The sequence below is a fragment of the Microbacterium sp. Leaf161 genome, assembly GCF_001423645.1.
Taxonomy (GTDB): domain Bacteria; phylum Actinomycetota; class Actinomycetes; order Actinomycetales; family Microbacteriaceae; genus Microbacterium; species Microbacterium forte.
In genome coordinates, this window is the sequence record NZ_LMOW01000001.1 from 602592 (window position 1) to 627130 (window position 24539).

28 protein-coding genes are annotated in these 24539 nt (G+C 67.9%); 19 read left to right on the forward strand and 9 right to left on the reverse strand.

What is annotated here, in order from left to right; genetic code table 11:
• Positions 1 to 39: 39 nt before the first annotated feature.
• The 4 genes from ASF87_RS03000 to ASF87_RS03015 are packed head-to-tail and all read left to right on the forward strand — an operon-like array spanning position 40 to position 5572.
• Positions 40 to 1335 carry an ABC transporter substrate-binding protein gene (locus ASF87_RS03000; RefSeq protein ID WP_056374043.1) on the forward strand — a complete coding sequence of 432 codons (1296 nt, stop codon included), beginning with the start codon at positions 40 to 42 and terminating at the stop codon, positions 1333 to 1335.
• Positions 1316 to 2341 carry a carbohydrate ABC transporter permease gene (locus tag ASF87_RS03005; protein WP_082508735.1) on the forward strand — a complete coding sequence of 342 codons (1026 nt, stop codon included), beginning with the start codon at positions 1316 to 1318 and terminating at the stop codon, positions 2339 to 2341. The genes ASF87_RS03000 and ASF87_RS03005 overlap by 20 nt, the downstream gene beginning before the upstream one ends.
• A complete protein-coding gene (locus ASF87_RS03010) occupies positions 2338 to 3219 on the forward strand; it encodes a carbohydrate ABC transporter permease (protein WP_153302245.1) in 882 nt (293 codons plus the stop codon). Before ASF87_RS03005 ends, ASF87_RS03010 begins: the two co-directional genes overlap by 4 nt.
• A 49-nt stretch (positions 3220 to 3268) precedes the next feature.
• Positions 3269 to 5572 carry a glycoside hydrolase family 3 protein gene (locus tag ASF87_RS03015; RefSeq protein WP_056376309.1) on the forward strand — a complete coding sequence of 768 codons (2304 nt, stop codon included), beginning with the start codon at positions 3269 to 3271 and terminating at the stop codon, positions 5570 to 5572.
• 35 nt (positions 5573 to 5607) lie between these two features.
• Here ASF87_RS03015 and ASF87_RS03020 read toward each other — a convergent pair whose 3' ends face one another.
• Positions 5608 to 6228, reverse strand: coding sequence for a Type 1 glutamine amidotransferase-like domain-containing protein (locus ASF87_RS03020; RefSeq protein WP_157550076.1), 621 nt, complete (start codon positions 6226 to 6228; stop codon positions 5608 to 5610).
• Positions 6229 to 6334: 106 nt separating this feature from the next.
• Positions 6335 to 6820 (reverse strand): FBP domain-containing protein, encoded by a 486-nt coding sequence (locus ASF87_RS03025; protein WP_056374047.1) that lies wholly within the window; start codon positions 6818 to 6820, stop codon positions 6335 to 6337.
• A gap of 313 nt (positions 6821 to 7133) precedes the next feature.
• On the opposite strand from ASF87_RS03025, the gene ASF87_RS03030 reads away from it, so the two are divergent.
• Complete coding sequence (locus ASF87_RS03030; protein ID WP_056376310.1) at positions 7134 to 7481, forward strand: hypothetical protein; 348 nt, start codon at positions 7134 to 7136, stop codon at positions 7479 to 7481.
• 64 nt (positions 7482 to 7545) lie between these two features.
• On the opposite strand, the gene ASF87_RS17955 is transcribed toward ASF87_RS03030, so the two are convergent.
• Complete coding sequence (locus tag ASF87_RS17955) at positions 7546 to 7725, reverse strand: hypothetical protein (RefSeq protein WP_235558854.1); 180 nt, start codon at positions 7723 to 7725, stop codon at positions 7546 to 7548.
• On the opposite strand from ASF87_RS17955, the gene ASF87_RS17960 reads away from it, so the two are divergent.
• On the forward strand, positions 7700 to 7984 hold the full coding sequence (locus ASF87_RS17960) for a hypothetical protein (protein WP_235558855.1): 285 nt from the start codon (positions 7700 to 7702) through the stop codon (positions 7982 to 7984). The two genes, ASF87_RS17955 and ASF87_RS17960, sit on opposite strands and share 26 nt — an antisense overlap.
• Before the next feature lie 167 nt (positions 7985 to 8151).
• On the forward strand, positions 8152 to 8358 hold the full coding sequence (locus ASF87_RS03040; RefSeq protein WP_056374052.1) for a CsbD family protein: 207 nt from the start codon (positions 8152 to 8154) through the stop codon (positions 8356 to 8358).
• 45 nt (positions 8359 to 8403) lie between these two features.
• On the opposite strand, the gene ASF87_RS17800 is transcribed toward ASF87_RS03040, so the two are convergent.
• A complete protein-coding gene (locus ASF87_RS17800; RefSeq protein ID WP_164481676.1) occupies positions 8404 to 8568 on the reverse strand; it encodes a hypothetical protein in 165 nt (54 codons plus the stop codon).
• A 123-nt stretch (positions 8569 to 8691) separates the two neighbouring features.
• Between ASF87_RS17800 and ASF87_RS03045 the strand changes: the two genes are divergently transcribed.
• The 8 genes from ASF87_RS03045 (at position 8692) to ASF87_RS03080 (ending at position 15407) form a co-directional block, all read left to right on the forward strand.
• Entirely contained in the window at positions 8692 to 8958 is a 267-nt protein-coding gene (locus ASF87_RS03045) for a DUF7218 family protein (protein WP_056374055.1), read from the forward strand.
• An 11-nt stretch (positions 8959 to 8969) separates the two neighbouring features.
• The gene (locus ASF87_RS03050) at positions 8970 to 10040 is read left to right on the forward strand and encodes a carboxylate-amine ligase (RefSeq protein ID WP_056374057.1); all 1071 of its coding nucleotides are present in this window, start codon (positions 8970 to 8972) and stop codon (positions 10038 to 10040) included.
• Between the two features lie 37 nt (positions 10041 to 10077).
• Positions 10078 to 11484 carry an MFS transporter gene (locus ASF87_RS03055; RefSeq protein WP_056374059.1) on the forward strand — a complete coding sequence of 469 codons (1407 nt, stop codon included), beginning with the start codon at positions 10078 to 10080 and terminating at the stop codon, positions 11482 to 11484.
• Positions 11485 to 11545: 61 nt separating this feature from the next.
• Positions 11546 to 12241 carry a DUF899 domain-containing protein gene (locus ASF87_RS03060; RefSeq protein ID WP_056374061.1) on the forward strand — a complete coding sequence of 232 codons (696 nt, stop codon included), beginning with the start codon at positions 11546 to 11548 and terminating at the stop codon, positions 12239 to 12241.
• Between the two features lie 68 nt (positions 12242 to 12309).
• Positions 12310 to 13056, forward strand: a complete 747-nt coding sequence (locus tag ASF87_RS03065) for an endo alpha-1,4 polygalactosaminidase (protein ID WP_327037344.1) — start codon at positions 12310 to 12312, stop codon at positions 13054 to 13056.
• Between the two features lie 78 nt (positions 13057 to 13134).
• Positions 13135 to 13761, forward strand: a complete 627-nt coding sequence (locus ASF87_RS03070) for an Ig domain-containing protein (RefSeq protein ID WP_056374063.1) — start codon at positions 13135 to 13137, stop codon at positions 13759 to 13761.
• Positions 13762 to 13938: 177 nt separating this feature from the next.
• Complete coding sequence (locus ASF87_RS03075) at positions 13939 to 14427, forward strand: hypothetical protein (protein WP_235558856.1); 489 nt, start codon at positions 13939 to 13941, stop codon at positions 14425 to 14427.
• Complete coding sequence (locus tag ASF87_RS03080) at positions 14424 to 15407, forward strand: cation transporter (RefSeq protein ID WP_056374064.1); 984 nt, start codon at positions 14424 to 14426, stop codon at positions 15405 to 15407. Before ASF87_RS03075 ends, ASF87_RS03080 begins: the two co-directional genes overlap by 4 nt.
• Positions 15408 to 15413: 6 nt before the next feature.
• Here ASF87_RS03080 and ASF87_RS03085 read toward each other — a convergent pair whose 3' ends face one another.
• Complete coding sequence (locus ASF87_RS03085; protein ID WP_056374066.1) at positions 15414 to 16757, reverse strand: cytochrome P450; 1344 nt, start codon at positions 16755 to 16757, stop codon at positions 15414 to 15416.
• A 157-nt stretch (positions 16758 to 16914) separates the two neighbouring features.
• Between ASF87_RS03085 and ASF87_RS03090 the strand changes: the two genes are divergently transcribed.
• On the forward strand, positions 16915 to 17352 hold the full coding sequence (locus ASF87_RS03090; RefSeq protein ID WP_056374068.1) for an SRPBCC family protein: 438 nt from the start codon (positions 16915 to 16917) through the stop codon (positions 17350 to 17352).
• A 74-nt stretch (positions 17353 to 17426) separates the two neighbouring features.
• Here the strand turns inward: ASF87_RS03090 and ASF87_RS03095 are convergent, their stop codons facing one another.
• Together ASF87_RS03095 and ASF87_RS03100 are read right to left on the reverse strand one after the other, a co-directional pair.
• Positions 17427 to 18611, reverse strand: a complete 1185-nt coding sequence (locus tag ASF87_RS03095) for a zinc-dependent alcohol dehydrogenase (protein ID WP_056374071.1) — start codon at positions 18609 to 18611, stop codon at positions 17427 to 17429.
• An 88-nt stretch (positions 18612 to 18699) separates the two neighbouring features.
• A complete protein-coding gene (locus ASF87_RS03100) occupies positions 18700 to 19803 on the reverse strand; it encodes a fatty acid desaturase family protein (protein ID WP_056374072.1) in 1104 nt (367 codons plus the stop codon).
• Between the two features lie 281 nt (positions 19804 to 20084).
• On the opposite strand from ASF87_RS03100, the gene ASF87_RS03105 reads away from it, so the two are divergent.
• The 3 genes from ASF87_RS03105 (at position 20085) to ASF87_RS03115 (ending at position 22930) form a co-directional block, all read left to right on the forward strand.
• Positions 20085 to 21035 carry a manganese catalase family protein gene (locus tag ASF87_RS03105; protein ID WP_056374074.1) on the forward strand — a complete coding sequence of 317 codons (951 nt, stop codon included), beginning with the start codon at positions 20085 to 20087 and terminating at the stop codon, positions 21033 to 21035.
• A 127-nt stretch (positions 21036 to 21162) separates the two neighbouring features.
• A complete protein-coding gene (locus tag ASF87_RS03110; protein ID WP_056376313.1) occupies positions 21163 to 21507 on the forward strand; it encodes a DUF7882 family protein in 345 nt (114 codons plus the stop codon).
• Positions 21508 to 21526: 19 nt separating this feature from the next.
• A complete protein-coding gene (locus ASF87_RS03115) occupies positions 21527 to 22930 on the forward strand; it encodes a threonine/serine ThrE exporter family protein (RefSeq protein ID WP_056374076.1) in 1404 nt (467 codons plus the stop codon).
• Between the two features lie 39 nt (positions 22931 to 22969).
• On the opposite strand, the gene ASF87_RS03120 is transcribed toward ASF87_RS03115, so the two are convergent.
• On the reverse strand, positions 22970 to 23314 hold the full coding sequence (locus tag ASF87_RS03120; RefSeq protein WP_056376314.1) for a cupin domain-containing protein: 345 nt from the start codon (positions 23312 to 23314) through the stop codon (positions 22970 to 22972).
• Positions 23315 to 23405: 91 nt separating this feature from the next.
• Complete coding sequence (locus tag ASF87_RS03125; RefSeq protein ID WP_056374078.1) at positions 23406 to 24494, reverse strand: alkene reductase; 1089 nt, start codon at positions 24492 to 24494, stop codon at positions 23406 to 23408.
• Between the last annotated feature and the right edge of the window lie 45 nt (positions 24495 to 24539).

Consider the following 24539-nt stretch of genomic DNA (forward strand, 5'->3'; position numbering starts at 1 on the left):
CAGCGAAGCGGCGCGCAACTCGATGAGGAGAACGATCACATGAACAGCAGAAGGCTCCCCCTCGCCTCCGCGGTCGCAGCAATGGCGGTCGGAGCGCTCGCGCTCTCGGGCTGCACCGCAGACTCGTCCGGCACCGGCGACGGCGGCGACACCAGCATGACCCTCTGGCACAACTCCACGACAGGCCCGGGAGTGGAGTTCTGGGAGCAGACGGTCGCCGATTTCGAGAAGGACAACCCGGGCGTCACGATCGACATCCAGTCGATCCAGAACGAGGATCTCGACGGCAAGCTGCAGACCGCCCTCAATTCGGGAGACGCCCCCGACATCTTCCTGCAGCGCGGCGGCGGCAAGATGGCCGCGATGGTCAAGGCAGGCCAGCTGAAGGACCTCACCGACGCCATCTCGGGACCTGCCGCCGACGAGATCCCCGACGCGTCGTACTCGGCAAACAGCCTCGACGGCAAGATCTACGCCATGCCCGTCGCCGTGCTGCCCGGCGGCCTGTTCTACAGCCAGGACCTCTTCGATCAGGCCGGTATCAAGGAGAACCCGACCACCCTCGACGAGCTCGAAGAGGCCACGGTCGCGCTCAAGGGCGCCGGCATCGACCCGATCGCGCTGGGCGCCAAGGACGCCTGGCCCGCCGCGCACTGGTACTACTGGCTCGCACTGCGCGAGTGCAGCTCGGACACGCTCGCCAAGGCCGCAGACGAGATGGACTTCAGCGACGAGTGCTGGGTGCGTGCGGGTGAGGACCTGCAGTCGTTCGCCGAGACCGAGCCCTTCAACTCGGGCTTCCTGACGACTCCGGCACAGCAGGGCGCCGGCAGCTCCGCCGGCCTCATCGCGAACCACCAGGCCGCGATGGAGCTCATGGGCGCCTGGAACCCCGGAGTCATCGGCTCGCTCACCCCTGACCAGAAGCCGCTGGCCGACCTCAGCTGGTTCCCGTTCCCCGACGTCGAGGGCGGAGACGGCGAGCCCGGTTCGATGATGGGCGGCGTCGACGGCTACTCGTGCTCGGTCGATGCGCCGGATGCCTGCGTGGACTTCTTGAACTACATCGGCACGTCAGACGTGCAGACGGCGTACTACAAGGCCTTCAACGCACCGCCGGTCAACACCGTCGCTCAGGAGGCCGTCACCGAGCCCTACCTGCAGACGATCCTCGAGGCCTACAACGCGGCTCCGTATGCGACGCAGTGGCTCGACACGGTCTACGGCCAGAACGTGGGCAACGCGCTGAACGTCGCGGTGGTCGACCTGCTCGCGGGCAACAGCAGCGCGGAGGACCTGGTCAAGGCTGTGCAGGATGCCGCAGCGAAAGCGTGACACGCGTGCCCGGCTGGAAGTGATGCTTCTGGCCGGGCCCGCCCTGCTCGTCTTCCTCGCCTTCGTCATCTTCCCGGTGCTGATGGCGGCGTACTACGGGTTCTTCAGCTGGCAGGGCTACGGCCCACCCACCGATTTCGTCGGGCTGAAGAACTACCTCACGATCCTTCAGGATCCCCTCTTCCACGACGCGCTCGCGCACAACGGCTTCATCCTGGTGTTCTCCCTCGTGCTCCAGGGTCCGGTCGCCATCGTGCTGGCGCTGCTGCTGAACCGCAAGATGCGAGGCCAGTCGCTGATCCGCGTGCTGATCTTCGTGCCCTACGTGATCTCCGAGGTCGTCGTGGGCACGGGGTGGAGCCTGATGCTGCAGACCAACGGCGCGCTCAACGCGATGCTGACCAACATGGGTCTGGGTTTCCTGGCGACCGACTGGCTGTCGGACCCCGGGATCGCGATCTGGACGCTGATGGCGATCATCACCTGGAAGTACGTCGGCTTCGCGGTCATCCTGTTCCTCGCCGGCCTGCAGGGCATTCCCGAGGAGCTGAACGAGGCCGCGGCCATCGACGGCGCGTCCTACTGGCAGATCCAGTGGCGGATCACACTGCCGCTGCTCGCACCCACTCTGCGCATCTGGGCGTTCCTGTCGATCATCGGCTCGCTGCAGCTGTTCGACCTCGTCTACATCATCTGGGGGCAGTACATCGCCTCCACCGCCGGCACCTCGACGATGGCGACCTACATGGTCTCCGAAGGACGCAACGCCGGCAACTACGGCTACGGCAACGCGGTCGCGGTCGTGCTCTTCCTCATCTCGCTCGTGGTCGCTCTCATCTATCAGCGTGCCGTGCTGCGCAAGGACACCGACGGCGCCCTCACCGGTGCCTCCGGCCGGAAGAAGAGCACCCGATCCCGTGCGCGGCAGGACGCCGCGCCGCAGGAGGCCGACGCCGACGCCCACGCGACTGCCGACGCCACCACACAGAAGGAGTCCGTCCGATGACCGCCACCTCGGTGCTCGTCACCCAGCGCAAGGCCCGCACGGGTCGCGTCGCGAAGCCGCGGCTGCCGTGGGCCAACCCCGCCGTGTACTTCGTCGCGCTGATCGCGGTCGGTCTGATGCTGGCGCCCATCGCCTACATCATCACCGGCGGGTTCCGCACGAACGCGCAGATCACGACCGATCCGTCCGGGTTCCCGCAGCCGTGGGTGGTGTCGAACTACCTCGACGTGCTCACCGGCAGCGTGTTCTGGCGGCTCGTGGGCAACTCGACCATCGTCGCTCTCGCGACCACCGTCGGCACGGTGGCCCTGGGTCTCATGGCGGCCTACGTCCTCGCGAGATACCGGTTCGCCGGCCGCGGGGTGCTCTACGCATTCTTCGCCGCCGGGCTGATGTTCCCCCTGACCGTGGCGATCACCCCGCTGTACATCGTGGTGCGCAGTCTCGGGCTCATGAACTCGCTCGGCGGAGTGATCCTGCCCCAGATCGCGTTCGCACTGCCGACGACGATCATCATCCTCGTGCCGTTCCTGCGCGCCATCCCCGACGAGATCCAGGAGGCCGCGTTCATCGACGGATGCAGTCGTATCGGGTTCTTCTGGCGGATGGTGCTGCCGCTCTCACTCCCCGGGGTCATCACCACGGGCATCCTGGCGTTCATCGGCAGCTGGAACGGCTACCTGCTGCCGCTGTTCATCCTCAACGACGATGCGGCGTTCACGCTGCCCCTCGGCGTGCAGTCATTCGCATCCCAATACTCCGTGGACACCGCGAAGGTGCTCGCGTTCACATCGCTGTCGATGATCCCGGCGCTGATCTTCTTCAGCCTGTTCGAGCGGCGCATCGTGGGAGGGCTGACCGGTGCAGTCAAGGGCTGATGCGGTCGCCGTCGCGACACCCCACGTCGACGAGAACGAGAAAGAGAACATGATGTTGCAGCCCGCAGGCTCCGCGCCGCACTCCGCCCGCGTCGAGGCGCTCCTCGCCCGCATGACTCTGGAAGAGAAGCAGGCGCAGCTCGTCGGCTTCTGGGTCGACCAGGGCGTCGAGGTGGTCGCCCCGATGTCGGGCGAGAAGAAGAGCTCCACGCGCTACGAGGATGCCTCCACGCACGGCATCGGCCACCTCACGCGCGTGTACGGCACCCGCCCCGTCGACCCCGTCGAGCGGGCCGCCTGGCTGTGGACCGAGCAGCGGCGACTGCAGCAGCAGACGCGACTGGGCATTCCGGCGCTCGTGCACGAGGAATGCCTGACGGGCCTCGCCGCGTGGAAGGCGGCGACCTTCCCGACGCCGCTGGCGTGGGGCGCGGCCTTCGACCCCGAGCTGGTCGAGGAGGTCGGTCGGGCCATCGGCTCGTCGATGCGGTCCCTCGGCATCCATCAGGGTCTGGCTCCGGTGCTCGATGTGATCCGCGACCCCCGCTGGGGTCGGGTCGACGAGTGCATCGCCGAAGACCCCCTGGTCGTCGGCCGGGTGGGCACCGCCTATGTCCGCGGCCTGCAGTCCGAGGGCGTGCACGCGACCCTCAAGCACTTCATCGGATACTCCGCCTCGAAGGCCGGACGCAACCATGCCCCCGTGAGCGCAGGCCTGCGCGAGATCGAGGACGTGCTGCTCCCGCCGTTCGAGATGGCGATCCACGAGGGCGGTGCCCGCAGCGTCATGAACTCCTACGTCGACATCGACGGGGTGCCCGTCACGGCCGACGCGCGCTATCTCACCGGCATCCTGCGCGACCGCTGGGGATTCGACGGAGTGGTCGTGTCGGACTATTTCGCCGTCGACTTCTTGCACAGCATGCACCGCGCGGCCGCCGACTCGGCTGATGCCGCCCGGCTCGCACTCACCGCGGGAATCGACGTCGAGCTGCCCTCGCCCGACGCCTTCGTCACCCTCGCCGAGCAGGTGCGGGACGGCCGGCTCTCACCGGAGATCCTCGACAGGGCGGTGGGCCGGGTGCTCGCGCAGAAGGAGGAGCTCGGGCTGCTGGATGCCGACTTCGACACTCCTCCGACCGCCATCGATCTCGATCCGGCCGAGCACCGCGCGCTCGCGCGACGCCTCGCCGAAGAGTCGGTCGTGCTGCTGAGCAACGACGGCGCACTCCCCCTCGCCCCGACGACGACCTCGCGGATCGCGGTGATAGGCCCCAATGCCGACAGCACCGAAGCGCTGATGGGCTGCTACTCGTTCGTCAACCACGTGCTCGCTCATCACCCCGACACCCCCGCGGGAATCGAGCTGCCGACGGTCACCGGATCACTGCGCGCCGAGTTCCCCGCAGCTGACATCACCTCGACGATCGGATGCGGGGTCGAGGGCTCCGACCGCTCCGGCATCCCCGCCGCCGTCGAGGCCGCCGCAGCCGCCGACGTCGCGATCGTCGTCGTCGGCGACCGCGCGGGCCTCTTCGGGCGCGGCACGGTCGGCGAGGGCAACGACGTCGACGACCTCGAACTCCCCGGCGTCCAGCGCGAGCTGGTCGAGGCTGTCGTCGCGACCGGCACTCCGGTGATCCTGATCGCGATGACCGGGCGTCCGTACGTTCTCGACTGGGCGCTGCCTCCTCGCGCGGGCGCCGCCGGGACCATGACCGGTCTCGGAGCGGTCGACGCCTCGGCGACGACGAGCACGGCGTCTGCGGGAATCCCCGCCGCGGTGCTCCAGACGTTCTTCCCCGGCGAGGAGGGCGGCCCCGCTCTCGCGCGGCTGCTGAGCGGTCGCATCGCACCGTCGGGGCGTCTGCCGGTGTCGCTGCCGCGGTCGGCGGGGGCGCAGCCGTACTCGTACCTGCACCCCGTGCTCGGCGGACGCACGGATGTCACCAGCGCCGACTCGACCCCGGTGCGACCATTCGGCTTCGGTCTGAGCTACACGACGTTCGCACACGACGAGCTCACCGCTCCCGCGTCGATCGCCGCGGGTGAGATCTTTCGGGCGTCGGTGCGCGTGCGCAACACCGGCGAGGTCGCAGCGACGGATGTCGTGCAGCTGTATGCGCACGACGAGGTCGGGAGCGTGACCCGCCCGGTCGCCCAGTTGCTGGACTTCCGGCGGGTCACGCTCGCACCAGGCGCCGAGGCGCTCGTCGAGTTCGACGTGCCGATCGACCGGCTCGCCTTCACGGGACTCGACGGCGTGAAGCGCGTCGAACCGGGAGCGATCCGCCTGTGGGTCGGAAGCGCCTGCGACGCCGAGGAGACGGTGGCGCGACTCGAGATCGTGTGAGGGATCGTATGAGGGATCGTGTGAGGCGGTGATTCCTACGAATTCGAGTCGATCACCGTCTCGCGATCGCCCTCGACGAGCAGCGCCTGATCATCGCGGAGCAGCAGGAGCTGGTGGGTCGAGTCGTACTTCGCGACCGTCTCACTGATGAGCGAGGGCGGGTAGGGCTCCAGCATCCCGTCGGCGTGCGGGATCACCGTGCGGTCGATCAGTCTCAGACCGGTGAACTCGGTCAGGGACGGACCGTCTGCAGGATCGTCCATGAGCGAGGCCGGTGTGATGTCGGGACCCACGATGATCGACCCAGCGCTGCACCCGATGTAGGGCAGCCCCTCGCGCACCCTCTCGGCGAGGACGACGTCGTTCGCCGTGACCTTGAGTGCTTCGAGCAGCGCGAAGGTGCTGCCGCCGGCCACATAGACGGCGTCGACGGCGGAGAGGATCGTCGCGAACTCGGATGCCGTGAGCTCACGCACCGTGATGTCGACGAGCTCATGACCGAGAACCTCGATGGCGCGACGTTCGGCGGTCACGAAGGGCGCGCCCGCATACGCGACCTGGGCATCGCCGATGTAGCCGACGCGCAACGGGCCACCGGAGGTCGTGCTGTCGAGGAACGGCTGCAGGGCGCCGGGGTTGAGAGAGAGGAGAAGCATCTTCACTCGCCCATCGTACGAACGGGCACCGACGTCGGTCGCCCGGCGCGGACGAAGTCTGCGCGGAGCGCTCGTCTCCGCGCAGACTCGCGCTCGGGTATCCCTACTAGCTCCGCACGGCTGCGATGAACGCGCTCACGTGCTCCTGCAGCTTGAGGATGCGCAGCTCGCGCGCGAGTTCGCGGTCGTAGCCGTCGTAGGCCAGCGGCGGCAGCATCCGCACGTTCTGCGAGCATCCGAATTCTGCGCAGACGAGGTTGCCGATGCTGTCGCCCTTGCGACCGGCAGGACCGGCCTTGCGTGCGACGTAGAGCTGCACGTCGTGGCGCAGGGCGACGTCCTCGCACCACGAGCACTGGGCTCGTGAGATCACGCGCTGCTCGGCGCGCTGAAGGAACACTCCGGTGACGACGTCGTCGACCCACGCGACGACGTACGAGCGGCGAGGCAGCTTGGGGTCGACCCAGCCGAGGTAGTCGAGCTTCTCGAAGTCGAGGTCGGCGAAGCCGGCGGGCAGCGTGAGGTCGGAGACCTCCTTGCGGGAGGCGTTGATGAAGGAGGCGCGCAGGGTGCGCTCGTCGATGGGACGCATGAGAGACGTGCTTTCGTGTGGGCCGCGGACGGCGGCGGAAGAGGGAACAAGAGCGGGCATCCGAGTGGATGCCGGGTACGACGCGGCTCCGGGGACGGGATGTTCCGCCTCCGGCCGATCGTCAGCCTCTGTCCGTGGCGCTGAACGCGCCCACGGCTCCCATCTGCGCTCGATCCGGGATCCGGAGAGCACTCTTCGACAACAGCACCCGGCGAGTCTACGCCCGTTTGTTTCACACCGTGTCGGCTCGGGTTCCGTCTCTCGCGAGGCCGACCTACTCTTGCCGGAACGTCCGCTCACGAAGGAGACCACCGTGTCCACGCCGCTGAACCACCTTTCGCCCCTCTCGGTGCGTGAGCGTTCTGCGTGCATGTGCCGGCACGGCTTCGCCTGCTCGTCCTTCGAGGCGGGTCACGCGCTGCACCTGATTCAGGCGCGCATCGCGTCGGCGACGCCGAGCGAGTGGGCGGACGCGATCGTCGAGCACGCCGATGCGACCACGGGTGAGCTCACCGTGCGCACTCTCGACCACGCCACGCACACGCTGTGGAACGCGTCGGGTGCAGCGCTCGAGGCACCCGCGGGCACGCCGATCGCGCTGCACGTGCGCTACGGCGTGCTGGCCGTCGGCCGCGCACAGTTCAACGTCGCGCTCGGCTGAGCGCGTTTCGTCTCGGGCGGCTTCGCCGTCCTCGCTCAACGACTGAGGACGATGCGGGCGCCGCTCAGGCGGTCGCCATCATCATGTCCTTGACGGCCATGCACGCGTCCATGCAGTCCTTGCAGGCCTGAGCGCACATCTTGCAGACCTCGCTGTGGTCGGCGTGCTGCATGCACTCGTCCATGCACGTCTGGCACATGGCGATGCAGGCGTCGAGCATGGCCATCATCGACGCGGGGGTCATGCCCTGCATCCGCATCATCGACCGCATCATCGTGTTGCACATGTCGGCGCAGTTCATGCATGCCGGCGAGCAGTCCATCATCTGCGTCGAGCACACCGTGCACGCCTGCTCGCACGCCGAACACGCATCCATGCAGGCCTGCAAGACGGACATGTCCATCATCGCCATGTCGGGCGTCGACATCATGTTCGAGCGCATGGCGCCCATCATCATCGAGTCCATGTTCTACCGCTTCCTTCGTCGGCCGCAGCCGAGGTGAGAGCGGGCAGGACCACCCGCCTGGGGCCAGGTTAGTCGTGTGCGGCATCCACGTCGATGCCTGGCGGACGCTGTCACGAGTGCTCGTCGTTGTCAATCCCGTGTGCAGGATTCCCGACCCGTGCGACGGTGGACGGACATTGATCGACTGATGAAAGGAAGAGCCCCATGAGTGGAGCAGACGACATCAAGAACGCAGCGGAGAAGGCCGGCGGAAAGATCAAGGAGGGCGTCGGAAAGGCGACCGACAACGAGAAGCTCGAAGCCGAGGGCCGCGGCGATCAGGCGAAGGCCTCCGCCAAGCAGGCCGGCGAGAACGTGAAGGACGCCGCCAAGAACGTCGGCGACAACCTGCGCGACAGCACCAGGGACTGATCCCGAACGCAGTGAGGCCCGCCGGGGCGGGCCTCACTGCGCGGATCAGCGGGTGCGGTTGCCGGAGATCGCTCGGATCAACCAGGCGATGACCGCGATGGCCAGCAGCACCAGGCCGACCCACAGGAGGAACTGCAGGGACTGCACGAGCCCGCCGGTGATCGCCAGAATGATGGCGACGACGATGATGATGATCAGCAGGATGTTCATCGGTCTTCCCTTCTCGGGGCGCGGGGGAGGCGCCCATCTACGGTTTCCCAACCTAGACCGCCTCATCCCATGCCCCGAGGGCCTTGACTCGGGCCTTCCCGCCGTGCGAGAGGAGCACACGACATGCCAGGACGCAGGAACAACTCGCTGAAGGATCCGGAGCTCTACGAAGAGCTCCGAGACGACGGCGCCTCGAAGGAGAAAGCCGCCCGCATCTCGAACGCCGCCGCCCGCGACGGCCGAAGCGCTGTCGGGCGCCGAGGCGGCGAACACGGCGACTACGAGGACTGGACCGTCGACGAACTGCGCGCCCGCGCCAAGGAGATCGGCCTCACCGGTTACAGCCGTCAGCGCAAGGCCGAGCTCATCTCGGCGCTGCGCGACCATTAGGGCTCGCGTCTATGGCCCGGTTCGGCGTCGAGGAGGAGTTCGTCCTGCTCGATGAGCAGACACTCGTGCCCGCGGCCATGAGCGCAGCCACCCGCGAGCGCATCCCCGAGGACGCTGCTGCGGGCCTCACCCCCGAATACCTCACCTGTCAGCTCGAGTCGGCCACATCGCCCGCGACCACCAGGGCGGATGCCGAGGCGCAGCTGCGACGCACGCGCAGCCTGATCGGCACGTACGCCGCCGATCAGGGTGCGGTCTTCGCCTCCATCGGCACCCCGTTCATCTCCCCGAAGCGCCTGACGGTGGTCTCTTCGCCCCACTACGACGCGGTGGATGCTCAGCTCGTCGAGATCACCCGCGAGCACGAGGTCAACGGGCTGCACGTCCATGTCGAGGTGGTGGACGACGAAGAGCGCGTCCGCGTGCTCAATCGCGTGCGACCGTGGCTTCCCGTTCTGCTGGCTCTCACCGGCAACGCGCCCTTCGCGCACGGCAGGGATTCGGGGTTCGCCAGCTGGCGCAGCATCCTGATCCGACGATTGCCGTCGTCGTGGAGCCCGCCGCACTTCCGCGATCTCGCCGACTACCGTGCACACGTGGAACAGCTCGTCGCGATGAAAGCGATCGCGGATGCCGGCTCGCTGTCATGGGCCATCCGCCTGTCCGAGCGCTTCCCCACCGTCGAGGTGAGGGTGTTCGACGCGCAACTGACGGTCGACGACACGCTGCTCGCCGTAGCCCTCACGCGCGCTCTGATGGTGAGCGACGCGATCGATGATGCACCCGAGATCGGCGTCGACGCGATCGATGCCTCCCTGTGGACGGCAGCGAGATTCGGAACCGAGGCGCGCCTCGTCGACCCGGCGAACGGCGGGATCGCGTCGTTCTGGAACGTCGCGCGAGATCTGCTCGACAGACTGCGCCCCGCACTCGCTCGACTGGGCGACGAGGACTTCGTCGCCGAGGGCATCGCTCGCATCCGCACCGACGGCACGGGTGCCGAGCGACAGCGCAGGGCCTATGCCGAGCACGGCACAGCGGGTCTGCGCGACCTGTATCGCGCGAGCACGACTGCCATCTGACCGCCCGTCATGTCCGCGGCGGCAGTAGTGTCAGCGTGTGGCATCCTCTCGCTTCGCGCCGCTGCAGCGGCTCGTGATCTCCATCGCCGTCCTCGCATCCTTCGTGACCTTCCTCGACGGCACTGTCGTGACGGTCGCGCTGCCTGCGATCAGCGATGAACTCGGCGGCGGCATCACCACGCAGCAGTGGGTGGTCGACGCGTACCTCATCACCCTCAGCGCGCTGATCCTGCTCGCGGGATCGCTGTCGGACGCCTACGGTCGGGTGCTCGTGATGCGCATCGGCCTCATCGCCTTCGGCGTGGCATCCGTCGCGGTCGCCGCCGCCCCCGACCCCCTCATCCTGATCATCGCGCGAGCCGCGCAGGGAGCAGCCGGTGCTCTGCTCGTGCCGAGCTCGCTCGCGCTGATCACGGCGACCATGCGCGCCGACGTGCAGTCACGGGCGATCGGCGTGTGGACCGCGTTCACGACCGCCGCGCAGCTCGTCGGCCCGCTGCTCGGTGGACTCTTCGTCGACTTCCTGTCGTGGCGATTCGTCTTCCTCATCAACGTCGTGCCGATCGCCGTCACCCTCGTGCTGCTCTCCCGGCTCAAGCTGAAGGAGCACCCGAGCGGGGTGCGCGTCGACTGGCTCAGCGGAGCCCTGTGCGCGATCGGTCTCGGCGCGGTCGTGTTCGCGCTGATCGAGCAGCCGAACCTCGGGTGGCAGTCCCCCGCCATCTGGATGCCCGGCGTGATCGGAGCCGCGCTGTTCGCCTGGTTCCTGATGCGGCAGCAGCGGTCGACCTCTCCCCTCATGCCGCTCTCGCTGTTCCGGGTGCGCGACTTCGCCTGGGGCAACCTCGCCACCCTCTTCGTCTACGCCGCCCTGTCGCTGAACGGCTTCGTCGTGGGTGTCTACCTGCAGCAGGGAGCCGGCCTCAGCGCCACCGCGGCCGGTCTCGCGAGCCTGCCGATGACCATCCTGATGATCCTGATCAGCTCGCGCGCAGGCTCATGGGCCGGGCGCTTCGGTCCCCGCATCTTCATGACCGTCGGCCCGCTCGTCATGGCCGTCGGCGCCCTCATGCTGCTCGTCGTCAGCGAGGACTTCGACTACTGGTGGCAGGTGCTGCCCGCCATGATCGTGCTGGGTCTCGGGCTCTCGCTCACCGTGGCGCCGCTCACCTCGGCGATCCTCGGCGCGATCGACGAGTCGCGCTCGGGCATCGCCTCCGCGGTGAACAACGCGGTCTCGCGCGTCGCCGGACTGCTCGTCGTCGCCATGCTGTCGACCATCATCGGCGGCACGCTCGACCTCGCGGGCTTCCACAACGCGGCCTGGGTCACGGCCGCGCTGCTCGTGCTCGGCGGCGTCGTGTCGTGGATCGGCATCCGACGCAATCCGGCCGAAGAGGTCGATGCACCCGCGGTCGACGGCGCCCCTTCGCCGATCGGTTGACGATGTCGGTGGGCGAGCGCACACTGGGGGCACCGTCTTCCCGAGCATCCGGAGGTCCACCGTGAGCACGACCCAGACGCCCCTTCCGCCCGTCGTCGACGCCGACACGTGGCGACGCGAGCTCGACGCCCTGCGGGTGCGTGAGAAGGCGGCGACGCGAGAGCTCGATGCGATCGCGGCCCAGCGACGGCGGCTGCCGATGGTCGAGCTGCCCGACTACACGCTCGTCGGGGCCGACGGTCCGGTCGCGCTGTCGGAGATCTTCGGCGAGCATCGACAGCTCATCGTCTACAACCACATGTGGACCGACGGCAACGAGTGGCAGTGCCCAGGGTGCACCGGCTTCACCTCGCAGTTCACGCGGCTCGACTTCCTCGAGCGGTACTACGACGCCCGCTTCGTGATCGTGACGAACGGGCCGATCGATGAGGCGCTGGCCTACCGAGACCGGGTGGGCAATCGCATGACGTGGTTCTCGAGCGCCGACAGCACGTTCGGCGCCGACATGGATGCCGGTCCGAACGAGGGCTTCGGCGTGAACGTCTTCCTGCGCGACGGCGACACCGTGTATCGCACCTGGCACACGAACGGACGAGGCACCGAGCGCATGAGTCAGCTGCAGGGGCTCGTCGACCTGCTCCCCTACGGCCGCCAGGAGGAGTGGGAGGACTCCCCGGCCGGATGGCCCCAGCACGGCACGTACGATCAAGGGATGGGTTCGAAAGAGATCGCCGCTCTGTACGGGGCCGGCAGCTGAGGCGGGCGACGGTCGCGGTCACCGCCGTCGCCGCGCTGGTCCTCGCCCTCTCGGGCTGCGTCACGACCATCTCCGACCCGCCTGCGCCTTTCCTGCCTCCACCGGCGGGAGCGACACCCGACTACCAGCTCGGCGGGGCCTATGCACCCGCCGACGGTGTCGGCATCGTGGGTCGGGACCGCTCGGATGACCCCGCCGAGGGGCTGTACTCGATCTGCTACGTGAACGGTTTCCAGACCCAGCCGGGCGAGCTCGACACCTGGCCCGACGACCTCGTGCTGCAGAGCGGCGGCGAGCCCGTGTTCGACCCCGACTGGCCGGACGAGGCTCTGCTCGACACCTCGACCGACGACCGCCGCGAGCGCATCGCCGAGATCGTCGGTCCGTGGATCGAGGGGTGCGCCGAATCGGGATTCGAGGCGGTGGAGTTCGACAACCTCGACTCGTACACCCGCTCTGACGGCGCGCTCACCCTCGATGACAACCTCGCCCTCGCGGCGCTGCTCGTCGACGTCGCACATGACTCCGGGCTCGCGGCCGGGCAGAAGAACGCCGCCGAGGATGCGCCCCTGCTGCGCGAGCGCGCCGAGTTCGACTTCGCCGTGGTCGAGGAGTGCTCCGTCTATCAGGAGTGCGGAGCCTTCACCGATGTCTACGGCGACGCCGTGATCGACATCGAGTACTCCGATGAGCTGCCGCGGTCGTTCGCCGAGATGTGCGCCGACGACGAGGCGCCGGGGTCGATGGTGCTGCGGGATCGCGACCTCGTCACGCCGACGGACGACGGGTACGTGTTCGAGACGTGCGACCGCTGACCGTCGCCTCAGCAATGCACATCGATATGCTGGCGGGCGCGTGCTACTTTTCCAGCACGTAACAACTTGGAGGATGACATGTACCGAACCAGACGACCGCTCCTTGCGCTCCTTGCCGCAGGCGTGATCGCCACGATGTCAGTTCTCCCCGCAGCCACAGCCTCTGCTGCCTTCGCGATTTCGCCCCGCGTCGATGTCTCGGCCGGATGGCGAGCGCACATCCAGAATGTGGGAGACCGCTGGGCATCCAAGAACATCGAGCTCGTTTACGGTACGAACGTGTTTGATTTCACGCTGGGCACCCAGGGGCAGTCGCTGCGGCTGGAGTATGTCTCCCTTTCACCTGTAGTCATAAGCAGCAATATCAAGAGCGTTATCGGGAGTCGAAGCTGCTCCATCAACGTTCAGGGGCATGTTCAGAACATCGGATGGCAAGGTGTGTCATCCTCTGCTGGAACCCGCGGTCAGGGGCTTCGTCTTGAAGCGATCAAGATGTGGTCAACGTGCAGCGATGTGAAAATCCGGTACTCCGCGCATGTCCAGAACATCGGGTGGATGGACATGAAGACGGCTGGTCAGATGGCTGGCACTTCCGGCAGAGGACTTGCGATCGAAGCCATTCGGGTAAGGATGGAACTTCCGGACCTCAGCTGGGTCCCGGACAGACTCGCAGACATCGATTGCCAGATGGCGGGCACCTGCTAGTTCTCTTCCACACATAGGCAGTCGGGGATGCCAGCCGCCCGCCACGAAGAGAAGTGCTCGTCGCGGCCTGAGCTGCGAAGAGAATCAGCCGTTCGCAAAAGAGCTAGACGCCTACTCACTGCCGTGGCGGGCGTCAACCCGGTTCTCGTCGCCGCCCCGCGGCGGAACCATGGCGTCGTGAACGCATCGACGAGGCCCCTCCTCCGCGCGATCTCGGCCGCAGTGGCACTGCTGCTCGCCACCGCGCTCTCGGGCTGCGGCCTGACGATCCCCGCCGACCCCGACGGCACGCTGTCGTCCGTGACCGGCTCGGAGCTGCGGGTCGGCGTCACGTCGGAGCCCGGGCTCGTCGACGTGGAACGCGCCACTCCGACCGGCAGCCTCCCCGACCTCGTGGGCGGGTTCGCCGACAGCATCGACGCCGAGATCGACTGGACCGACGGGTCGGAGGAGACTCTGGTCGGGATGCTCGAGCGCGGCGACCTCGACCTCGTGATCGGCGGCTTCACGGCGAGCACCCCGTGGATCGACAAAGCCGGTGTGACTCGCGCGTATCCCGGCATCGACGGAGCCGAAGGCCGCCAGATCGTGATGCTCGTGCCACTGGGAGAGAACGCGTTCCTGAGCGAGCTCGAGCGATACCTCGATGAGGAGGCGGACTCGTGACGACGCCGACGAGGATCGGACGGACGGAGCTCCCCGACGAGCAGCGTCAGGCGCTGCGACGAGCGGTCGGCTGGGAGTGGTTCACGATCGCCTACACCTCGGTGACGATCGCGGTGATCGCGCTCGTCGTCGGCAACTCGCAGGCGATGCGCACGGCGTGGATCGAGGACATGCTGTCGCTCATCCCGCAGATCGCGTTCCTCGTCGCGCTGATCTTCATCCGCAAGCGCCCGTCGGTGAAGCATCCCTACGGGCTGCATCGGGTCATGGGCATCGGACACCTCGTGGCAGGGGTCGCCCTACTGGCAGTGGGACTCAACCTGGCGATCGAAGCAGTCAGCGGACTCATCGCCGGCGAGCATCCGACCATCGGCACCGTGCAGCTGTTCGGGCAGACGATCTGGCTCGGCTGGCTCATGGTGGCCGTCATGGCCGTGGTGATCGTCGGTCCGGTGTTCTTCTACGGACCGGCGAAGGCGAAGCTCGCCCCTGTGCTGCACAACAAGCTGCTCTACGCCGACGCCGACATGGCGAAGGCCGATTGGCAGACCACGGTCGCATCGATCGTCGGCGTGCTCGGTGTCGGCATGGGTGTGTGGTGGCTCGACGGCGCGGCGGCTCTGGTCATCTCACTCGGCATCATCTGGGACGGATGGCGCAACACGAAGACCGCGGTGATCGATCTCATGGACCAGCGCGCCAGGACCTATGACAGCAAGCATCCGCATCCGCTCGCCGGCGATGTGCTCGCGACCATGCGCTCGCGACCCTGGGTGAAAGAGGCGGGGATCCGGATGCGCGACCAGGGCCAGGTCTTCCACATCGAGGCCTTCGTGGTCCCTCACAAGAGCAAGGTGTCGCTGCGACAGACGACCGACCTGTCGGAGCGCATCGCGGATCTCGACTGGAAGGTGCAGGAGATCGCCATCGTGCCGAGCGACCGCATCCCGGACGGAGCGGACACCTCCGGCCGGGAATGACGGTCTCTATCGGTGGAAGGGGCATCCGCCCGACGCGGGTGCCGACACCGAGCGGACCTTGCCTCCGGAGCGGGGCTTGGTGGGCAGCCGTCGGCGGTTGACATCGAGTCCGTCGTCGAGGATTCGCAGACCGGGGTCGCTGAGCACCGTGATGGCTGCGGCGAGGCCCGCGATCGCGAGCTTCTCGCCGGGGCATCGATGACCGGTCGCGACGTCAGCCCCGCCGTGCGGGATGAACGCGGCGAGCGCTTCGTAGTCTGCGCCGACATCGCGGAAGCGCTCCGGGTCGAACCGCTCGGGGCGCGCCCAGAAGCGGTCGTCGGTGTTGGTGCCGAGGATGTCGAGCACGACGCGTCCTCCCGCATCCACCCTCTGTCCGTCGAGCTCGATATCGGCGATCGCCCACCCGGGGAGCATCGGCACGAACGGGGACGTCCGTCGGATCTCCTGAGCGAACATGATCGACAGCGGTCCGCCGACAAGGGCGCCCCGTTCGGCGGCTTCGGCGGCGATGCGCTCACGCCACTCCGGGTGCTCGGTGAGGGCCTTCGCGGCGAAAGCGACGAAGCGCGCGACCGCGATCATCGGGCGGATGCTGTTCTGCAGCTCGACGCCCGCGACGCGGGCAGGCAGCAGCTCGCCGTCCTGATCGCGGTGGTGGGCCCACTGCTCGAGTGCCGTGCCCGGTTGTGCGCTGAGCGCCCCATGACGCACGGCCTCGATGAGCCGCGCAGAGTGCCGGTCCGACCACCACCGGTTCGCCAGTGCGGCGACGTACTCCGGTGAGTACGGCGAGCCGAACCCGTCGACGATCTGCGCGAGACGCGCTGCCCACCGCGTCTTGGCTGCGGGCGTGCCGGGCACACCCGCCCACCCCATGATCGCTCGGCCCAGCGCACCGACCGCCGCGTCGTAGGCGCTGCGGGTGCCGCCGTCGAGCCAGGCCCGACGTTCGCTCTGCCACTCGCGCTCGAGCCATGGCGTCAGCCGCTCGACCTGCTCGTCTTCATAGGCGACGTCGATGAACGTCGCCTTGCGGTGCTTGTGCGCGTCACCGTCGAGGCTGTGCACGGAGCCGTGGCCGAACAGGCTCTCCTGCACGAGGGCTGGCATCGCCCCGGAGCGCGCGATGCGGGTCTCGTCGTAGAACAACTCGACGCCCTCGACGCCGCGCACGAACACGGTGTCGTCACCGAGCAGACGCATCGGCGCCGACCTCGCACCCGGTCGCACCCTGCGCCAGATCCGTGGACCGAAGCCGTAACCGCGGGTGAGCAGGGTGGGTGCGTCGTCGTGCGCGAGAGCGCCGAGTCTGCGAGCGGCGCGAACGGGAAGATCGATGAGTGCCATGACCCGACGTTCGCAGAGACGCGTGCGCTGTTCCAGGGGGAGGCGCCGATGCGGGGTCTGTGGTACGGCCGGTCGGCGCCGCACGCGGCCCGTCAACCCCCTCGGTGGATCGACGCGGAGGCAGGAGCATGAGGCAACCGTCACAGAAGGAGCCGACATGGCCAAGAACGTGCGCACGATGAACTGCCGCCCCGATGACGTGTTCCGGGTGCTGGCCGACGCCTGGCTCTACCCGGCGTGGGTCGTCGGCGCGTCGCGCATGCGCGACGTCGATGACACCTGGCCGCAGCCCGGCGCCGAACTGCACCACTCGGTGGGCGTCTGGCCCGCCCTGCTCGACGACACGACGGTGGTCGAAGAATGGGATCCCCCGCACCGGATGGTCATGCGTGCCAAGGGGTGGCCGATCGGCGAGGCCCGCGTCACGCTGCGGGTGCCTTCGCACGGCGGCGGATCTCTCGTCCGCATCGACGAAGAGCCGGTGCGTGGCCCCGCCACCCTCGTGCCGAGCGTGCTGATCTCTCCTCTGCTGCGCTGGCGCAATTCCGAGACCCTGCACCGGCTGGGATACCTCGCCGAGGGAAAGGCCGGCTGAGTCCGGAGCCCGAGCGGGGCTGACAGAAACATGAGCCGGCTGCGCAGTACGGGCTGCACAGCCGGCGGTCACCGTCAGACGGTGGACGGCTGGAGCACGACCTTGATGCAGCCATCGGCCTTGCGCTGGAAGGTCTCATAGAGACCCGGGGCATCCTCGAGAGGAGCGGTGTGGGTCGTGAGATCCATCACGCCCAGCGGGTCACTGAGATCCTCGACCAGCGGCATCAGGTCGTCGATCCAGCGTTTGACGTTGCACTGGCCCATGCGGATGCTGACCTGCTTGTCGAACAGCGTCTTCATGGGCATGATGTCGGCATCTCCCGCATACACGCCGCTGAGCGACACCGTTCCACCGCGGCGCACGACGTCGATCGACGCATACAGGGCGGCGAGGCGATCGATGCCCGCCTTGTCGAAGACCTGCCTGGCGGCGGGGTCGGGCAGCAGGCCGACGGCGCGCTGCACGAGCTTGATGCCCGGGTTGCCGTGCGCCTCCATGCCGACGGCGTCGACGACGGCATCCGCCCCTCGCCCGTCTGTGAGGTCGCGCAGCTCTGCGACGACATCGTCTGTCAGGTCGAAGACCTCCGCACCGTGTCGAGTGGCCATCTCGCGTCGCTCGGCGACAGGGTCTACCGCGAGCACCCGATAGCCGCGATGCGCGCCCACCCGGGCGACGAACTGGCCGACCGGCCCGAGCCCCATCACGGCGAGCGTTCCGCCCTCCGGCACGTTCGCGTATTCGACGCCCTGCCAGGCGGTCGGCAGGATGTCGCTGAGGAAGAGGTAGCGCTCGTCCGGCAGGTCGGAGGCGACCTTGATGTGGTTGTAGTCGGCCAACGGAACCCGGAGGTACTCGGCCTGCCCGCCGGGGACCTGCCCGTAGAGCTTCGTGTAGCCGAACAGCGAGGCGCCGCTGCCGTATTCCTTCACCTGCGTCGTCTCGCACTGCGACTGCAGGCCCCGCAGACAGAAGAAGCAGTGACCGCACGAGATGTTGAACGGCACCACGACGCGATCGCCGACGGCCAGATCGCGCACGGCGCTGCCCACCTCGACCACCACGCCCATCGGCTCGTGACCGAGGATGTCGCCCTTGTCGAGGAAGGGACCGAGCAGTTCGTAGAGGTGCAGATCAGAGCCGCAGATGGCCGACGAAGTGATCCGGACGATCGCATCCGTCGCATGCTCGATGACCGGGTCGGGCACCTCCTCGACCGTCACGTTGCGCGTGGCCTGCCAGGTGAGTGCCTTCATGGTGTCCTCCTCGTCGAATGCAGACTCCTACCCTCTGTCCCGCGAACCCGATGCGACAGAGGGTTGACACCTCGCCGTTCGTGGTCGGTCAGCGGGATGCGGCGACCAGATGGTCGCGCTGATCGGCGAGCGGGCAGGAGAACACGTCGCGCTCCCCGAGTCCGACCCTGTTGATGTAGCGCACGACGATCGCGTAGGACGCGAACAGCCCGACCTGGGTGTACTTCACCTCGTGCGCATCGCAGTAGGCAGCGACGAGTGGCGCCGCCTTGCGCAGGTGCGGCCGCGGCATCGACGGGAACAGATGGTGCTCGACCTGGTAGTTCAGTCCGCCCATCACGACGTCGAGCACGCGACTCCCCCGCACGTTGCGGCTCATCAGCACCTGCCTCCGGAGGAAGTCCAGGGTCAGGTCTTTCGGAACCACCGGCATCCCCTTGTGGTTCGGCGCGAACGCGATTCCCATATAGAACCCGAACAGGCCCAGCTGCACCGCGAGGAACACGAACGCGATGCCGGGCGACAGCACGATGAACACGAGCGTGACGAATCCGATCATCCGGATGCTGAGGAAGGCGATCTCGGCCCATCGCCGTTCGAGTCGCCCCCGGGTGACCACTCGTCGCACGCTGGATGCGTGCAGCGACAGGCCCTCGAGGAGCAGGATCGGGAAGAACAGCAGCCCCTGGTGAGCCTGCAGCCAGGTGACCGCCGCGCTGTGCCGCCGTGCGGCCGTCTCGGGCGTGACGGCGATGACCGGCAGCTCGATGTCGGGGTCGGACCCGAGCTTGTTCGGGTTCGCATGATGGCGCGTGTGCTTGTGCTGCCACCAGCCGTAGCTCATGCCCACGAGCAGGTCGCCCAGGATGATGCTGGTCCAGGCGTTCCACCGCCCCGACACGAAGATCTGCCGGTGCGCCGCGTCGTGGCCGAGGAAGGCGATCTGCGTGAAGACGATCGCGAGCACGGCCGCAGTGAACAGCTGCCACCAGGTGTCGCCGATCCAGACGAAGGCGGCGAGGCTGACCGCGACGACGAGTGGAGACGCGATGAGCTTGGTCCAGTAGTAGCCGTATCGGCGCCGCAGCAGTCCCCGTTCGCGTATCTGCTGCGCGAGCCCGGTGAAGGCGCTCGATCCGCCGCGCGTGGTGTCACGTGGGCGAGTGCGGATGGTCCGGCCGGTGGCGTCCATGACGACCTCTTCTCCGAAGTCATCCGCTATCGATACGAACAGCTCCGCTACGGCCCACTGTGGTGTCCTGCGGGCTCTGATGCTGACGGTACGCCCGTCGCGTCCGCGCACAGCGGGCCTTGACAATTCCGCGGTGCGGGTGTGGGGACGGCCGCCCTCCCTCGGCACGCTCCGTCGGCACGCATAGTACGTCCATCGGGTCGCCACGTCGAGGGAGGGTGTCGATCCGTCGCTGAGGCGCACAGTGGCCCCACACCCAGCAACGACCGACGGAGGCCGACATGTATTTCCACGTTCAGGAGTTCATCAACGAGATCGCTCAGGACGAGCCGGATCCCGCCGCGGCGAACGCGCTGCAGGAGGGACTCGGCGGACAGTTCGGCGAGATGCGCACGATGATGCAATACCTCTTCCAGAGCATCAACTTCAGAGGACCCGACGGCAAGCCGTACAAAGACCTGATCCAGGGCATCGGCACGGAAGAGATCAGCCACGTCGAGCTCATCGGCACGACGATCTCGCGTCTGCTCGACGGATCGCCGCAATACCAGGGAAAGCCGACCGATCCGGTCGACAAGCCCGGTGCCGGCGGTGCGACGCCCCTGAACATCGCCCTCGACACGAGCAACATCCACCACTACCTGGTGGGAGCTCAGGGCGCTCTCCCCGTCGATGCCGTCGGCAACCCGTGGTCGGGGAGCTACGTCTACAACTCGGGCAACCTCGTGCTCGATCTGCTCTACAACCTGATGCTCGAGTCGACGGGCCGCCTGCAGAAGTGCCGGCTGTACGAGATGACGGACAACAAGACCGCGCGCAGCACGATCTCCTACCTGATCGTCCGCGACCAGGCGCACGAGAACGCGTATGCCAAGGCACTCGAGACTCTCGGCGTCAACTGGCGCACGTCGCTGCCCATTCCCAAGACCAACGCCGAGCAGTTCCCCGAGGTCAAGAAGCTGCTCGATCTCGGTCTGCAGAGCAAGAACTACTCGTTCGATCTGACCGCGCAGTCCGAAGCGGGCAAGATCTTCCAGGGCGCCTCGCCGTCGAACGACGGCACCACCCTGGACGCCAGCGAGCAGGCGCCCGTCGGCGTGCCGATGACGATCTCTCCCGAGCGGCTCGAGGAGTTCTCGCCGGGTGCCGACAAGGAACTGCGTGCGCTGATCGAGGCGACCGCGGCGATGGAGATGGCCGACATCGATGCCACCTTCGGTCGCATGCCCTGAGACGGCGCGATGGGCCGGCGGATGCACAGCCGCCGGCCCACGATATTATGGGATGCTGGTATCACCACCGGTGATCAGAAGATCGCGTCTCATGACATGGGTTCCGTGGCGCAGTGAGGAGATCATCATGGGAAAGCTCGTCTACGAAGGCAGCGTCAAGGCCGACATCGAAGACCGCGCCCTCACGCACCTGCAGCTCGTCATCACGGCCAAGCTGCGTCGAGGAGAGCCCTTCAGCTTCACCTGGCGCGAGGACATGAGCGTCGGCGGCGGCCGCACGACCGTCTGGGTGCATGCCGGCAGCTCGCTCGTCTTCAAGTACAGCGGAAGCCGTCAGCCCTCGATCAACCGCGCCTGGATCGAAGCCCTCGCGTTCACAGCCAGCGCGCCGAGCGGTCTCTACCTCGTGCCCGAGCCTGCAGAGGGCAGCGCACCGCCGGCGGAGCGTGTGGACGTTCCCGCGCACGCCTGACGAAGGGGAGAATGGGGAGGTGTCCCCGAACCCCCCGCGGCGGCTGCTCGCCTCCGTGCAGCGCATCCTGCACACCGATCCCTCCGCCGTCGCCCACACCGAGGCGATGCCCGTCATCGACGAACGCACTGTGCCGAGGGTCCTCGATCTCGCCACCCGCATCGGCGAATCGATGTTCGGTGTCGGCGCCTCCGCTCACGAGGTGACGCTGGCCATCACCCGCGTCTGCGCCGCATACGGCATGCGAGACGTGCAGGTCGATGTGACCTACAACTCGATCACGGTGTCGTTCCACCTGAGCGGTGAGGTCTGGCCCGAGACGCTCGTGCGCGTCGTTCGCGTCGCCGCACCCGATCACGCCAAGCTGCAGCGTGTGCAGGCCCTGGTCGCCGACATCGACGACGGCCTCGACCTCGAATCGGCCCGCACCGCCTTCCGCGTGCTGCGTCGGGTGCCGTTCCGCTACCAGCAGCCGGTCGTCATCGTGGCCAGGGCGCTGCTGGCGGTCGGCGTCAGCATCATGCTCGGTGCCTCGCCGCTCATCGTCGGACTCACGTTCGTCGCAGCGTTGTGCGCGGCACTGACCCAGGCGGGTCTCGCCCGCGCCAGGGTTCCCCTGTTCTTCAGCCAGATCGCCGGAGGCTTCGTCACCACGGTGGTCGCCGTCGCCGTCTCAGCCCTGGGCTCTGCGGGCATCGAGCCGTTCGTCGGCATCCGCCCCTCGATCATCGTGGCCTCGGGAATCGTGCTCATGCTCGCCGGCCTCACCGTCGTCGGTGCCGCGCAGGACGCGATCGACGGGTTCGCGCTCACGGCGGGCGGGCGCATCCTCGACCTGACCATGCAGACGCTCGGCGTCGTGATCGGCATCCTCGTCGGCCTCGAGGTCGGCAGCGTGCTCGGCTTCACGATGGGCCTGCCAGACGACCCCGCCCCGTTCGGTCCGCTGCTGAATCAGTTCCTCGGGGCGATCATCATCGCGATCGCCGTCGCCGTCTTCAACGGCGCCGGCATCCGCATCATCCTCGTCAGCGCACTGCTCAGCGCCGTGACCATCGCCGGATACTCCGCCATGGTCGGCGTGAACCTGCACCCGGCGGCGGCGAGCGCGATCGGCGCACTGCTCGCCAGCTTCATCGGGATGCTGATCGCCGTGAAGCTGCATGTGCCGTCGGTCGCGGTGACGACGGCGGCCATCGTGCCGCTCGTTCCCGGTGTCGCGGTGTTCCAGGGGCTGCTCGAGATGATCCACTCGGCCGGGTCGGCATCGGGCGTCGTGGGCATCGGAGGGTCGCTGGTCGACGCCGTGGTCATCGGCATCGCATTGGCCTCGGGGGCATCGCTCGGTCTGTATCTGGGGACGCCGGTGCGCGCCACCCTCACCAGCGTCGCGAAGACGCGGGCGCGGGTCGTACGGCGCTGAGCCGTATCGCGACGACGACCCGGCCCCTCACGCGGGCGCTCAGGTCCGCGGGCCCAGAGCGGCCGGGTTCTTCTCCCCCGCCGCGTCGCCCTTCAGCTCGACGAGGATCGTGTGCGTCGGCGTCGTTCCCGTGTTCTCGCCCGAGTGCCTCTGGGCCGGGATCCAGACCGCCTGGCCCGCGGTCAACGACGTGTCGAAGGTGCGCTCCCCGGCTGAGAGCCGACGCGAGAAGTCGCTCAGAGTGACCATGACGCTGTTCGGGTGGTCGTGCGGAGTCGTCTGATCACCTGGCTCGTCGGTGTACTCGAGCACGCGGACGAACTCGTTCTCCCAGAGCGTCCGGTAGTGATCAGGATTCGTCAGAGCGGGATCGTCGGTGATCATGCGGTCACTGTACGCTCCGCGATCCCACTCCGACAGGGGCATTTCGAGCGGCCTGCGCCGCCTGCAACCGCTCAGCCCCTGGACCTGACGATCAGGCGTCGGCGCGCACGGACTCCAGCGTCGGGTAGTCGGTGTAGCCCTCGTCCGTGCGGCCGTAGAACAGCGCGGGACGAGGCTCGTTGAGCTCGGCATCCTGACGCCAGCGCTCGACCAGGTCGGGGTTCGCGATCACAGGCCGGCCGGCGGCCACGGCATCTGCCCAGCCCTCTGAGACGAGCATCTCGGCCTCGTCGCGCGTCGTGGGCGACCCGAAGCCGGAGTTGATGATGAGGGGTGCTCCGAGAGTGCGGCGGATGCGCTGCACCAGCTCGCTCGTCGGGGCGGCGTTCAGGATGTCGACGAAGGCGAGGCCGAGCGGTGCGAGGCCCTCGGCGACGGCGAGGTAGGTGGCGAGCGCGTCGTCGTCGTCGTCTTCGAGGACGCCCTGGATGTTGTGCTGCGGCGACAGACGGATGCCGGTGCGGTCGGCCCCGACGGCCGCGGCGACCGCACGGGTGACCTCGATGGCGAAGCGGGCGCGGTTCTCGGGTGATCCGCCGTACTGGTCGTCGCGGATGTTCGACACCGGCGAGAGGAACTCCTGCACGAGGTAGCCGTTGGCTCCGTGCACCTCGACGCCGTCGAAGCCCGCGGCGATCGCGTTGCGCGCGGCCTGCGCGAACTGCTCGACGACCATCGGGATCTCGTCGAGGGTCAGGGCGTGGGCGACAGGCATGTCGACCTTGCCCTCAGGAGTGTGGGTCTGGCCGGGAGCGGCGAGTGCGCTCGGGGCGACGACGCGCGGCTCACCCGAGATAGCGGGGTGCGAGACTCGCCCGCCGTGCATCAGCTGCATGACGATGGTGCCGCCCGCTTCGTGCACGGCGTCGGCGACGGGCCGCCAGCTGGCGATCTGCTCGGTCGTGACGATGCCGGGCTGTCCGGAGTACGACTTGCCCTCGGCCGCCGGCCACGTCCCCTCCGAGACGATGAGGCCCTGACCCGCCCGCTGGCGGTAGTACTCGACCATCGTCTCGGTCGGCACGCCGTCATCATCTGCACGCGTGCGGGTGAGAGGCGCCATGACGACGCGGTTGGACAACTGGAGGGCGCCGAAGACGGCCGGTTCGAAGAGGGTCACGCTCAGGGGTAAGGCGCGCGAGGGGTGCCGTATTCCCCCGCCGCG